At 70.8% G+C, this 13,348-nt stretch carries 8 protein-coding genes; 6 read left to right on the top strand and 2 right to left on the bottom strand.

Annotated elements, in window-relative coordinates; translation table 11 throughout:
* The first annotated feature begins 224 nt into the window (after positions 1–224).
* Positions 225–3,026: a preprotein translocase subunit SecA gene (secA, locus tag AB0469_RS17545; RefSeq protein WP_366452272.1), complete on the top strand. Its 2,802-nt coding sequence runs from the start codon at positions 225–227 to the stop codon at positions 3,024–3,026.
* 665 nt (positions 3,027–3,691) lie between these two features.
* Here the strand turns inward: secA and AB0469_RS17540 are convergent.
* Positions 3,692–3,949, bottom strand: a complete 258-nt coding sequence (locus AB0469_RS17540) for a hypothetical protein (protein ID WP_366452270.1) — start codon at positions 3,947–3,949, stop codon at positions 3,692–3,694.
* A complete protein-coding gene (locus AB0469_RS17535) occupies positions 3,942–4,085 on the bottom strand; it encodes a hypothetical protein (RefSeq protein WP_366452269.1) in 144 nt (47 codons plus the stop codon). Before AB0469_RS17535 ends, AB0469_RS17540 begins: the two co-directional genes overlap by 8 nt.
* Positions 4,086–4,276: 191 nt before the next feature.
* Here AB0469_RS17535 and AB0469_RS17530 point away from each other — a divergent pair, with 191 nt between their 5' ends.
* The 5 genes from AB0469_RS17530 to AB0469_RS17510 all read left to right on the top strand — a co-directional run bounded on the left by AB0469_RS17530 (position 4,277) and on the right by AB0469_RS17510 (position 13,287).
* Positions 4,277–5,035 carry a GntR family transcriptional regulator gene (locus AB0469_RS17530; RefSeq protein ID WP_366452268.1) on the top strand — a complete coding sequence of 253 codons (759 nt, stop codon included), beginning with the start codon at positions 4,277–4,279 and terminating at the stop codon, positions 5,033–5,035.
* 1,357 nt (positions 5,036–6,392) lie between these two features.
* Entirely contained in the window at positions 6,393–6,710 is a 318-nt protein-coding gene (locus AB0469_RS17525; protein ID WP_366452267.1) for an Rv3235 family protein, read from the top strand.
* Between the two features lie 61 nt (positions 6,711–6,771).
* On the top strand, positions 6,772–7,272 hold the full coding sequence (locus tag AB0469_RS17520) for a hypothetical protein (protein ID WP_366452266.1): 501 nt from the start codon (positions 6,772–6,774) through the stop codon (positions 7,270–7,272).
* Positions 7,273–7,286: 14 nt separating this feature from the next.
* Entirely contained in the window at positions 7,287–7,955 is a 669-nt protein-coding gene (locus tag AB0469_RS17515; RefSeq protein WP_366452265.1) for an HAD family hydrolase, read from the top strand.
* 364 nt (positions 7,956–8,319) lie between these two features.
* The gene (locus tag AB0469_RS17510; RefSeq protein ID WP_366452264.1) at positions 8,320–13,287 is read left to right on the top strand and encodes an NAD-glutamate dehydrogenase; all 4,968 of its coding nucleotides are present in this window, start codon (positions 8,320–8,322) and stop codon (positions 13,285–13,287) included.
* Positions 13,288–13,348: the final 61 nt, after the last annotated feature.

The following is a 13,348-nucleotide window of genomic DNA, read 5'->3' as shown; positions in this document are numbered from 1 at the left end:
GTCGGTGCGGGAGGCCGACGAGCGGTTTTCGACGCAGATGAGGGGAGACCGGCACCTTCCGGGTCCCCCGTGCGTTCTCAATACGGGTGCCCGCTGCCCTGCGGCGATGGCGGACCTCCCGACGCGACCACGTCCTCGCTTACGATGGCCGTTGCGGTGGGGCCCACCTGCCGTGCCCGGCTACGTAAAGTGCCCAGGCCCGACCGGCAAGGAGACCAGCCTCAGTGTCCGTCCTCACCAAGCTCATGCGTGCAGGCGAAGGCAAGATCCTGCGCAAACTGCACCGCATCGCGGACCAGGTCAACTCCATCGAAGAGGACTTCGTCAACCTCTCCGACGCCGAGTTGCGGGCCCTCACGGACGAGTACAAGCAGCGCTACCAGGACGGCGAGAGCCTCGACGACCTGCTGCCCGAGGCCTTCGCGACCGTCCGCGAGGCCGCCAAGCGCGTCCTGGGCCAGCGGCACTACGACGTCCAGATCATGGGCGGCGCCGCGCTGCACCTCGGGTACGTCGCCGAGATGAAGACCGGTGAGGGCAAGACCCTCGTCGGCACGCTGCCGGCGTACCTGAACGCCCTGTCGGGCCTGGGCGTCCACCTGATCACGGTCAACGACTACCTCGCCGAGCGCGACTCCGAGCTGATGGGCCGGGTGCACAAGTTCCTCGGCCTGGAGGTCGGCTGCATCCTGGCGAACATGTCGCCCGCCCAGCGCCGCGAGCAGTACGGCTGCGACATCACGTACGGCACGAACAACGAGTTCGGCTTCGACTACCTGCGCGACAACATGGCCTGGTCGAAGGACGAGCTGGTCCAGCGCGGCCACAACTTCGCCGTGGTCGACGAGGTCGACTCCATCCTCGTCGACGAGGCCCGCACCCCGCTGATCATCTCCGGCCCGGCCGACCAGGCCACGAAGTGGTACGCGGACTTCGCCAAGCTGGTCACCCGCCTGACCAAGGGCGAGGCCGGCAACCCGCTCAAGGGCATCGAGGAGACCGGCGACTACGAGGTCGACGAGAAGAAGCGCACCGTCGGCATCCACGAGGCCGGCGTCGCCAAGGTCGAGGACTGGCTCGGCATCGACAACCTCTACGAGTCGGTGAACACCCCGCTCGTCGGCTACCTGAACAACGCCATCAAGGCGAAGGAACTGTTCAAGAAGGACAAGGACTACGTCGTCATCGACGGCGAGGTCATGATCGTCGACGAGCACACCGGCCGTATCCTCGCCGGCCGCCGGTACAACGAGGGCATGCACCAGGCGATCGAGGCGAAGGAAGGGGTGGACATCAAGGACGAGAACCAGACCCTCGCCACGATCACCCTCCAGAACTTCTTCCGCCTCTACACCAAGCTGTCCGGCATGACCGGTACGGCCATGACCGAGGCCGCCGAGTTCCACCAGATCTACAAGCTGGGCGTCGTCCCGATCCCGACGAACCGCGCGATGCAGCGCAAGGACCAGGCCGACCTCATCTACCGCACCGAGGTCGCCAAGTTCGCCGCCGTCGTCGACGACATCGCGGAGAAGCACGAGAAGGGCCAGCCGATCCTCGTCGGCACCACGTCGGTCGAGAAGTCCGAGTACCTCTCCCAGCAGCTCTCCAAGCGCGGCATCCCGCACGAGGTGCTCAACGCCAAGCAGCACGAGCGCGAGGCCGTGATCGTCGCCCAGGCCGGCCGCCGCGGCGCCGTCACGGTCGCCACGAACATGGCCGGCCGCGGTACCGACATCAAGCTCGGCGGCAACCCCGACGACCTCGCCGAGGCGGAGCTGCGCCAGCGCGGCCTCGACCCGGAGGAGCACATCGAGGAGTGGGCGCACGCCCTGCCCGACGCGCTCGCCAGGGCCGAAGCGGCCGTGAAGGCGGAGTTCGAGGAGGTCAAGGAGCTCGGCGGCCTGTACGTGCTGGGCACCGAGCGGCACGAGTCGCGCCGTATCGACAACCAGCTGCGCGGCCGCTCCGGCCGTCAGGGCGACCCGGGCGAGTCCCGCTTCTACCTGTCGCTGGGCGACGACCTGATGCGCCTGTTCAAGGCGCAGATGGTCGAGCGCGTCATGGCCATGGCCAACGTGCCGGACGACGTCCCGATCGAGAACAAGATGGTGACGCGCGCGATCGCGTCGGCCCAGTCGCAGGTCGAGACCCAGAACTTCGAGACCCGCAAGAACGTCCTGAAGTACGACGAGGTCCTCAACAGCCAGCGCGAGGTCATCTACGGCGAGCGCCGCCGCGTCCTGGAGGGCGAGGACCTGCACGAGCAGGTGCGCTTCTTCATGGACGACACCATCGACGCCTACATCGCCGCCGAGACGGTCGAGGGCTTCGCCGAGGAGTGGGACCTCGACCGGCTGTGGGGCGCCTTCAAGCAGCTCTACCCGATCAAGGTGACGGTGGAGGAGCTGGAGGAGGCCGCCGGCGACCGCGCGGGCATCACCGCCGAGTTCATCGCCGAGTCCGTCAAGGACGACATCTACGAGCAGTACGGGGCGCGCGAGGCGGCCCTGGGCGCGGACGTCATGCGCGAGCTGGAGCGCCGCGTGGTCCTGTCGGTCCTCGACCGCAAGTGGCGCGAGCACCTCTACGAGATGGACTACCTCCAGGAGGGCATCGGCCTGCGCGCGATGGCCCAGAAGGACCCGCTGGTCGAGTACCAGCGCGAGGGCTTCGACATGTTCAACGCCATGATGGAGGGCATCAAGGAGGAGTCCGTCGGCTACCTGTTCAACCTGGAGGTCCAGGTCGAGCAGCAGGTCGAGGAGCTCCCGGTGCCGGCCGAGGCGGCCGCCCCGTCGCTGACGAAGGAGCCGGTGCCGTCGGCGCGCCCGGAGATCCGCGCCAAGGGCCTGGACGCCCCGCAGCGCCCGGACCGCCTGCACTTCTCCGCCCCGACCGTGGACGGCGAGGGCGGCGTGGTCGAGGGCGACTTCGACGACGCCAACGGCGGCGGCGACGGCCTGACCCGCGCGGAGCGCCGCAAGGCCCAGAAGGCCTCGGGCGGCCGCCGCCGCAAGAAGTAGCCTGCGCGCAGGAGACCCGTCGGCCGGGCCCGGACACCATGGGGTGTCCGGGCCCGGTTGTTGTTGGGGGGCGGGGTGTGGGGGTGTGGCGCGGGCCGGCCATCGCCCCCTCGGCCACGGCGTGGGCCCGCCATCGCCCCTCGAGGGGCCGGGGGCCGGGCGGTGCCTGCCCAGCCGCCTCCCCGGGGTGCGGGGCCGGCGGCTCGGCGGGCCGTGGCCGGGCGGCGGTGAGAAGCCGATCGGTACCGGGGTGGGCGGGACCTGAGCCGGACGGTACGGGGAGGGGTTGGGGGTTTCCCGTCAGTCTCATCGTCCTTCCGCGTCGGGACGGTCCGTCAAGGGCGCTCCTTCGTCGCGTCGCTGCGCGATGGCCTTCGGCCACCCTTGACAGACCGCCCCGCCACGAAAAGCCGAAGACTGCCGGGAAACCCCCAAAGGAACGGGACGGATGCAAGGCGGGCATGCGGCGGGATCAGTGATGAGGCGAGGTGGTCGGGGCCCGGCAGACCGGGCATCCGGGCCGACATCAGCCGCCTCCGGGGCCTCCGCCCGCATCAGATCGCTACGCGCTCCTCTCGTCTCGGCGTCCGCAGTCCGCCTGTGGCTGCTGCCTGCACCAAAGGACGACCGGACCGCCCTCCGGGGCCGGTGGGCGCATCAGATCGCTACGCGCTGCCCAGGTCCCGGCGTCTGCGGTCCGTCCGGGGCTGTTCATAGGCGGGCTGGACGTTGTCGACGGCAGTGGTGAACTCGCGGCCGGATGCGCCCCGGATGTAGGCCAGCTCCATCCAGCGTTCGCATGCGGCGGAGTCCGAGACGTTCTCGTTGATCACGGCCATCAGCACGCCCTCGGCGCCGGAGGCGATGTCGCGGACGCGGTGGCGGAGAAGCCGGTGGGGGACGTATGCGTACTGCTCACTCATCGGGTACCTCCTCGAAGGTGTCGAGGAAGCGCTCCCACCCGGCAAGGGCGCGGTCGAGGAGTTCGATGCTGGGCCCGTGTATGGCCTTGGCGCGCACCGACGGGTCTTCTGCCATGACGGCGAGGTTCTGGCACATGCGCATCACTCCTCATTTCGGGAGAACACCTCGCGGTGAGCTCTCTAGAGATGTTTTCACTGCAGCGGATACGACCTCATTCCGTCAAGACATCTCTAGAGATCTGATCGGCAGGAGCCTCAAGGCTGCTGCGTGCAGTGCTCTAGCTGTAGCCCTAGGGTGTCTAGAGAGGAGAAGGAGTGATCGGTTCGATGACCAGCCAGGGCGGTAGCCGCCAGCCGAAGTACCAGCGGATCGCGGATGCGCTGAGGGCGGCCATCCAGGCGGGAGAGTACGGGCCGGGTGATCGCCTGCCGGGTGAGAACGACCTCATGGCCACGTACGACGTGGCCCGGATGACCGCGCGGCAGGCCCTCGGGGTGCTGCAGAACGAAGGCCTTGCGGACGCCCGCAAGGGTGCCGGTGTTTTCGTGCGGGAGTTCAAGCCGCTGAGGCGGCGCGGCATCCAGCGGCTGGCGCAGGAACAGTGGGGTTCGGGCCGGTCCATCTGGTCCGTCGACGCCGAGGACCGCGTGCTCGTGGTCGACCAGGTCGAGGTGCGCGAGGAAGCCGTCAGCGACCGTATCGCCGACGTGCTCGGCGTTCCTGCCGGCTCTCGGGTCTGGGCCCGCAGCCGCCGTTTCGTGCTCGACGGCAAGCCGGTCCTCTTCGCGATGTCCTACCTGCCGGCGGACATCGTTGGTGACTCCGTCATCACGCAGGCCGACACCGGGCCTGGAGGGACGTACGCGAGGCTGGCCGAGCTGGGGCACGCACCCGTCCACTTCCGGGAGGAGATCCGGTCCCGAATGCCGTCGGCTGACGAAGTCGAGAGGCTTTCGCTCTCCATGGGCACGCCCGTCATCCAGATCGCCCGTACCGCCTTCGCCGGGGACGGGCGGGCCGTCGAGGTCAACGAGATGACGCTGGATGCCGCTTCCTACGTGCTGGAGTACGACTTCGACGCCTGAGGCCGCGTCCTGGCTGAGAAAGGGGCAGCGCGCAGCGACCTGATGCGTCCATCGGCCTCGGAGGGCGCCCCGGTCGTCCTTTGGTGCAGGTACCAGCCCCGGACGGGCTGTGGACGCTGCGAAAACAGGAGCGCGTAGCGATCTGGGGCGCCCACCGGCGCCGGAGGGCGACCTCATCGTCCTTTGGCGCACGCAGCGGCCGCAGACAGGCTGCGGACGCTGAGATGTGGGGAGCGCGTAGCGATCTGACGCGCCTGCCGGGTCCGGAGGCCTCTTTGACCGGCCTTCGGTGCGGGCAGCGGCCCCAGGCGGGCGGCGGGCGCTGAGACGGGAGGAGCGCGTAGCGATCTGGCGCGGGCTCGGGTCCCGATCGCATCCTCAAAGGGGCCGGATGGGCGGTGAGGTGACCCCCGACCACCCCGCCTCATCCCTGACACCGCCGGTTGTCCGACTCTGGACCGTGCCGTTCTTTTGGGGGTTTCCCGGCAGTCTTCGGCTTTTCGTGGCGGGGCGGTCTGTCAAGGGTGGCCGAAGGCCATCGCGCAGCGACGCGACCGAAGGGAGCGCCCTTGACGGGCCGTCCCGACGCGGAAGGACGATGAGACTGACGGGAAAGCCCCAAGCCCTCCCGGTCCCGGGCCGCCGCGACCCCGCCCTCCCCGGTCCCGTCCCGCCGTCCGGTCGTGCCTCGGCGGGCTGGCTGGTGGATACCGAGTGTGATGGGTGTGGGGTGGGGCTGGGGGTGGAGTCTGTGAGCCGGGAGGGTGATGTGGGGGTGACCCTTTCGGGGCTGGGCCGGGAGGGGCTTCGGGGGGTCTTCCCTGGCCTTCTCGGGGGGTTTCGGGTGCCCTGGGGGCAGGTTCGGGCACCCGGATAGGTGAACCTCGGCCGGGGGTTCCGTGGCGGCTGCCGTCGGTTGCGGAGCGTGTTCGGGGGTCGTAGAAAACCCGCATCACTTACCGCCTGGTGCCGCCGGGCACGGTTGATCGGGGGAATCGGCATGGACACCACCACGCGCGGCACCATCGGCGGCGAGGGCAGTCGCAGCAGGCCGGGCGGGTCCGGGCGGAGCCGGCCCGCCGGGCGGCAGGACCAGAGGCGGCCGGGTGCCGGGTCCCGGGCGGGTTCCGGGTCCCGGCCGGGGGCGGGGAGTCCGTCCGCCGTCGGGGGTCCCCGGGCGGGGGCGGGGGGTCTGCCCGCGGTCGGGGGTCCCCGGGCGGGGGTGGGGAGTCCGTCCGCCGTCGGGGGTTCCCGGGTGGGCGTCGGGGCCCGGTCGGGTGCCGGCCCCCGGCCCGGCGGTGCCCCCCGGCCCGGCGGTGCCCCGCGGCCCGGCGGTGCCCCGCGGGCCCTGCGGAGGGTGGGGCCCCACGACTGGTTCGCGCAGCGGATCCTGGCCGTCGTCAGTGGGCAGCGGCCCGTGCACTCGTTGCTGGGGCTGACCGTCGGGGAGGCGTACGACCAGTTGGTCGAGCTCGCGCCCAGCGGGCCGCTGCGGGACCGGCTGCGGCCCGTGCTGCGGCACTGCGGGCGGTTCCACCCCGGGCCGGGGGTCATCGAGGCGTTCGCGCGGATCGCGACCGGTGACCGGGTCTCGGCGATGGCCTTCCGGCTCGAACAGGGGCCTGATCTGCGCTGGCGGTGCGCCGCCGTGGAGATCCAGGGTCCCCGCCCCTAGGGGAGTTCGCGCGTCGCGGTCGTATCCTGAGGGGGTTTCCGACTACCGAAAGCAGCCGGCCATGCGCGTGTACGTCCCCCTGACCCTCCCCGGGCTCGCCGAGGCGCACAAGGCGGGCGAGCTGGGGCCCGCCCCGCTCCGCGCGTACGCCGTCACCCCCGGGCTGCGGGAGTGGTACGTCTCCGACGACATCGAGGAGCTGGAGTACGCGGCGCTGGGCCGTGCCGCCGCCGCCTCGCTGCGGATGCTGGCCGAGGACGCCGCCGCCCCGCGCAAGCGGGTCGTCGTCGCCGTCGATGTGGAGGAGAAGGCCGCCGTGGCGTCCCCGGGCGTCGACGAGGCGACGCTGGGGCAGGTGACGCTCGGCGCCGCCGTGCGGCTGACCGTGGCCGCCGCCGTGCACGTGGACGCCGAGGACGCCGAGCAGGACGTGACGGCCGCCGCCGGGGCCCTGGCGGCCGCGGACGCGGGTGACGACGACGCGCAGTTCCTCGTCGACGGGGCCGAGGACCACGAGCTGCTGTGGTTCGGCGTGCAGGAGATCCCGGGGCTGCTGGGATGAGTACGGAGATCCGGGTGAGCGTCGCTACGGCCCACATCGTGTGGGACTGGAACGGAACCCTGCTGCACGACATCGACGCCGTCATGGTCGCCACCAACGCCTCCTTCGCGGAGCTCGGTTTTCCGCCGATCACCCTGGAGCGGTACCGCGACCTGTACGTCGTCCCGGTGCCGAAGTTCTACGAGCGGCTGATGGGGCGGCTGCCCACCGACGAGGAGTGGGTGGTCATGGACGAGGCCTTCCACCGGCACTACTGGGCGGCCGCCGCCGCATCAGGCCTCGCCGAGGGTGCGCGGGAGCTGCTGCGGGGCTGGCAGGAGGACGGGTTCACCCAGTCCCTGCTGTCGCTCGCGCCGCACGAGAAGCTCGTGCCGCTGGTCCGCGAGCACGGCATCGACGCGCACTTCCTGCGGGTCGACGGCCGTACCGGGCCCTCGCACACCTCCAAGGCGGGGCACCTCGTACGCCATATGGCCGCCATGGAGGCGGCCGGTGTGACGGCTTCCCGTACGGTCCTCGTCGGTGACGCCGTGGACGATGCGCTGGCCGCCGCCCACGTGGGCGCCCGCGCCGTCCTGTACACCGGCGGTTCGCACAGCCGGGCCAGCCTGGAGTCCGCCGGCGTCCCGGTCGTCGACAGCCTCGCCGAGGCCGTCGCCACCGCGCGTGAGCTGGCCGGATAGGCACCCCCGCACGCGGCGGCGGCCCAGTCGCTGGCCAGACTGTCCAGGTTTTACCCCGGGTTTTGTACAGATGCAGTGAATGACGACCGGGGGGTGGGGCGAGATAGCCTAGTACCCGTGATCAGCGCGATAGTCCTCGGGGGCACTGACGCCCCCGGCCCGCGCCCGGCGCACGTTCGTGCCCGGGCTTTCGCTGATCCCCGCCGCCGGGACCTGTCGATCACGGTCGAAGCACTCCCCGGCGGCTCTCCCGACGACACGGCGTCGCGACCGGATCCGGACGGACTTCCCGCCTCATCGCGGCGCTTTGTCATTCCTTCCTTCCCCTACGTCACGCAATGGCGCGCGACAGGAGCCAGAGGACATGCAGACCAAGCTGGACGAAGCAAAGGCCGAGCTGCTCGCGCGGGCGGCACGGGTAGCTGAGAACAGCCCGGCCGGGGGGCTACTTCCGACTGGGTCCGAGCACGGGGAGCACCCCGGACAGGGCGCGACGCTCGCCTACCTCCAGCGCTACTACCTGCACACGGCCCCCGAGGACCTCGCGGACCGGGACCCGGTCGACGTGTTCGGCGCGGCGCTCTCCCACTACCGGCTGGCGGAGAACCGCCCGCAGGGCACGGCGAGCGTGCGCGTGCACACCCCCACGGTCGAGGAGAACGGCTGGACCTCCAGCCACTCGGTCGTCGAGGTGGTCACGGACGACATGCCGTTCCTCGTGGACTCGGTCACCAACGAGCTGTCCCGCCAGGGCCGCGGCATCCACGTCGTGATCCACCCGCAGGTCGTCGTGCGCCGTGACGTCACCGGCAAGCTGATCGAGATCCTCGGTCCCGACTGCGACGCCCACGGTCCCAAGACCGCGCGCCCCCACGACTCCCTCGTCGAGTCCTGGATCCACGTCGAGATCGACCGCGAGACCGACAAGGCCGACCTCAAGCAGATCACCGGCGACCTGCTGCGCGTCCTGTCCGACGTCCGCGAGTCCGTCGAGGACTGGGAGAAGATGCGCGACGCCGCGCTGCGCATCGCCGACGAGCTGCAGAACGAGCCGACCGCCCCGGACCTGCGCGAGTACGAGCAGGAGGAGGCCCGCGAGCTGCTGCGCTGGCTGGCCGACGACCACTTCACCTTCATCGGTTTCCGCGAGTACGACCTGGTCGACGGCGACGCCCTGGCGGCAGTCCCCGGCACCGGCCTCGGCATCCTGCGCTCCGACCCGGTCCACCACGGCCAGGAGGACGCGCACCCCGTCTCGCCGTCCTTCAACCGGCTGCCGGCCGACGCCCGCGCCAAGGCCCGCGAGCACCGGCTGCTGGTGCTGACGAAGGCCAACAGCCGCGCCACCGTGCACCGCCCCTCGTACCTCGACTACGTCGGCGTGAAGAAGTTCGACGCCGAGGGCAACGTGGTCGGCGAGCGCCGCTTCCTCGGCCTGTTCTCCTCCGCCGCGTACACCGAGTCCGTGCGCCGCGTCCCGGTGATCCGCCGCAAGGTCTCCGAGGTCCTGGAGGGCGCCGGCTTCTCGCCGTCCAGCCACGACGGCCGCGACCTGCTCCAGATCCTGGAGACCTACCCGCGCGACGAGCTGTTCCAGACCCCGGTCGACAAGCTCCGCGAGATCGCCACCTCCGTCCTGTACCTCCAGGAACGCCGCCGCCTGCGGCTCTACCTGCGCCAGGACGAGTACGGCCGCTACTACTCGGCGCTCGTCTACCTGCCGCGCGACCGGTTCACCACCGGCGTCCGGCTGCGCCTGATGGACATCCTGAAGGAGGAGCTCGGCGGCACCAGCGTCGACTTCACCGCCTGGAACACCGAATCGATCCTCTCCCGCATCCACTTCGTCGTCCGCGTCCCGCAGGGCACCCAGCTGCCCGCGCTGACCGACGCCGACGTCGAGCGCGTCGAGTCCCGACTGGTCGAGGCGGCCCGCTCCTGGAGCGACGGCTTCGGCGAGGCCCTGACCGCCGAGCTGGGCGAGGAGCGCGCCGCCGAGCTGCTGCGCAAGTACAGCGGCTCCTTCTCCGAGGGCTACAAGGCCGACCACACGCCGCGCATGGCCGTGTCGGACCTGTGCCACCTGGAGCGGCTGTCCGCCAGCGACCGCGAGTTCGCGCTCTCCCTGTACGAGCCCGTCGGGGCCGGCCCGGGCGAGCGCCGCTTCAAGATCTACCGCGAGGGCGAGCAGGTCTCCCTGTCCGCGGTGCTGCCGGTCCTCCAGCGCCTGGGCGTCGAGGTCACCGACGAGCGCCCGTACGAGCTGCGCCGCAGCGACCGGGTGAGTGCCTGGATCTACGACTTCGGCCTGCGGATGCCGCTGTCCACCGGCAACGGGGACAGCTACCTCGGCGACGACGCGCGCGAGCGGTTCCAGGAGGCCTTCGCGGCCGTGTGGACCGGCGAGGCGGAGAACGACAACTTCAACACCCTGGTCCTGGGCGCCGGGCTGACCTGGCGGCAGGCCGTCGTCCTGCGCGCGTACGCCAAGTACATGCGCCAGGCCGGCTCCACCTTCAGCCAGGACTACATGGAGGACACCCTCCGCAACAACGTCCACACCACCCGGCTGCTGGTCTCCCTCTTCGAGGCGCGGATGTCGCCGGGCCGCCAGTCCGCCGGCACCGAGCTCGTCGACGCCATGCTGGAGGAGCTGGACGGGGCCCTGGACCAGGTCGCCTCGCTCGACGAGGACCGCATCCTGCGGGCGTTCCTGACGCTGATCAAGGCCACCCTGCGCACGAACTTCTTCCAGCCGAACGCCGCGGGCGAGCAGCACGCGTACGTGTCGATGAAGTTCGACCCGCAGGCCATCCCGGACCTGCCGGCCCCGCGCCCCGCGTTCGAGATCTGGGTGTACTCCCCGCGCGTCGAGGGCGTCCACCTGCGCTTCGGCAAGGTCGCCCGAGGCGGCCTGCGCTGGTCCGACCGCCGCGAGGACTTCCGTACGGAGATCCTCGGCCTGGTCAAGGCGCAGATGGTCAAGAACACCGTCATCGTGCCGGTCGGCGCCAAGGGCGGCTTCGTCGCCAAGAACCTGCCGGACCCGTCGGTGGACCGCGACGCGTGGCTCGCCGAGGGCATCGCCTCGTACAAGATCTTCATCTCGGCGCTGCTCGACATCACCGACAACATGGTCGCGGGCGAGGTCGTGCCGCCCAAGGGCGTGGTCCGCCACGACGGGGACGACACGTACCTCGTCGTCGCCGCCGACAAGGGCACGGCCACCTTCTCGGACATCGCCAACGGCGTCGCCGAGTCGTACGGGTTCTGGCTGGGCGACGCCTTCGCGTCGGGCGGCTCGGCCGGCTACGACCACAAGGGCATGGGCATCACGGCCCGCGGTGCCTGGGAGTCCGTCAAGCGGCACTTCCGCGAGCTGGGCCACGACACCCAGACCGAGGACTTCACCGTCGTCGGCGTCGGCGACATGTCCGGCGACGTCTTCGGCAACGGCATGCTGCTGTCCGAGCACATCCGCCTGGTCGCCGCCTTCGACCACCGGCACATCTTCATCGACCCGACCCCGGACGCGGCCGTCTCGTACGCGGAGCGCCGGCGCCTGTTCGAGCTGCCGCGCTCCTCGTGGGCGGACTACGACACGGAGCTGCTGTCGGCGGGCGGCGGCATCCACCCGCGTTCCGCCAAGGCCATCCCGGTCAACGCGCAGATGCGGGCGGCCCTCGGCATCGAGGCGGGCGTCACCAAGATGACCCCGGCCGACCTGATGCAGGCGATCCTGCAGTCCCCGGTGGACCTGCTGTGGAACGGCGGCATCGGCACGTACGTCAAGGCGACGGCCGAGACGCACGCCGACGTCGGCGACAAGGCCAACGACGCGATCCGCGTCAACGGTTCGGACGTCCGCGCGAAGGTCATCGGCGAGGGCGGCAACCTGGGCCTGACCCAGCTGGGCCGCATCGAGTTCGCCCGCAGCGGCGCCGGCGGCGAGGGCGGCAAGGTCAACACCGACGCCATCGACAACAGCGCGGGCGTGGACACCTCCGACCACGAGGTGAACATCAAGATCCTGCTCAACGCGCTGGTCACCGAGGGTGACATGACGGTCAAGCAGCGCAACAAGCTGCTCGCCGAGATGACGGACGAGGTCGGCCGCCTGGTGCTGCGCAACAACTACGCGCAGAACGTGGCCCTGGCCAACGGCTCCGCCCAGGCGTCGAGCCTGCTCCACGCCCAGCAGCGCTTCATGCGCCGCCTGGGCCGTGACGGGCAGCTGGACCGCCAGCTGGAGTTCCTGCCCAACGACCGGCAGATCCGCGAGCTGCTGAACACCGGCCGCGGCCTGACGCAGCCGGAGCTGGCCGTCCTGTTCGCCTACACCAAGATCACGGTGGCGGACGAGCTCATCCACACCGAGCTGCCGGACGACCCGTACCTGCGCCGTCTGCTGCACGCCTACTTCCCGGGCGCGCTGGTGGCGAAGTTCCCGGAGCAGGTCGACGCGCACGCCCTGCGCCGGGAGATCATCACCACCCTCCTGGTCAACGACACCGTCAACTCCGGCGGTTCGACCTTCCTGCACCGTCTGCGGGAGGAGACCGGGGCCTCCCTGGAGGAGATCGTCCGGGCGCAGCTGTCGGCCCGTGAGATCTTCGGCATGGCCGAGGTGTGGGACGCGGTCGAGGCCCTGGACAACCGGGTCGCGGCCGACGTCCAGACCCGGATCCGGCTGCACTCGCGGCGTCTGGTGGAGCGCGGTACGCGCTGGCTGCTCAACAACCGGCCGCAGCCGCTCCAGATCACCGAGACCGTCGAGCTGTTCAGCGCGCGGGTGGCACAGGTGTGGGCCGAGCTGCCGAAGCTGGTGCGCGGCGCGGACCTGGAGTGGTACCAGTCGGTGATGGACGAGCTCACCGGCGAGGGCGTGCCCTCGGAGCTCGCGGCGAAGGTGGCCGGGTTCTCGTCGGCCTTCCCGACGCTGGACATCGTGGCCACCGCCGACCGTACGGGCGTGGACCCGCTGGCCGTCGCCGAGGTGTACTACGACCTCGCCGACCGGCTGGACATCACGCAGCTGATGGACCGGATCATCGAGCTGCCGCGGTCGGACCGCTGGCAGTCGATGGCCCGTGCGTCGATCCGCGAGGACCTGTTCGCGGCGCACGCGGCGCTGACCGCGGACGTGCTGTCGGTGGGCAACGGGAACTCGACTCCCGAGGAGCGCTTCAAGGCGTGGGAGGAGAAGAACGCGGCGCTGATCGGCCGGGCGCGGACGACCCTGGACGAGATCCGGGGCTCGGACGACTTCGACCTGGCGAACCTGTCGGTGGCGATGCGCACGATGCGGTCGCTGCTGCGGGTGCACGGCTAGTCGCGCCGGCGGAAGCGAACGGGCCGGGCCCGGAACCCTTCGGGGTTCCGGGCCCGGCCCG

Source organism: Streptomyces sp. NPDC093801, from assembly GCF_040701585.1.
In the GTDB taxonomy this organism is placed as follows: domain Bacteria; phylum Actinomycetota; class Actinomycetes; order Streptomycetales; family Streptomycetaceae; genus Streptomyces.
Note: the sequence above shows the minus strand (reverse complement) of the source record. Positions and strands in the feature narration are given on the sequence as shown.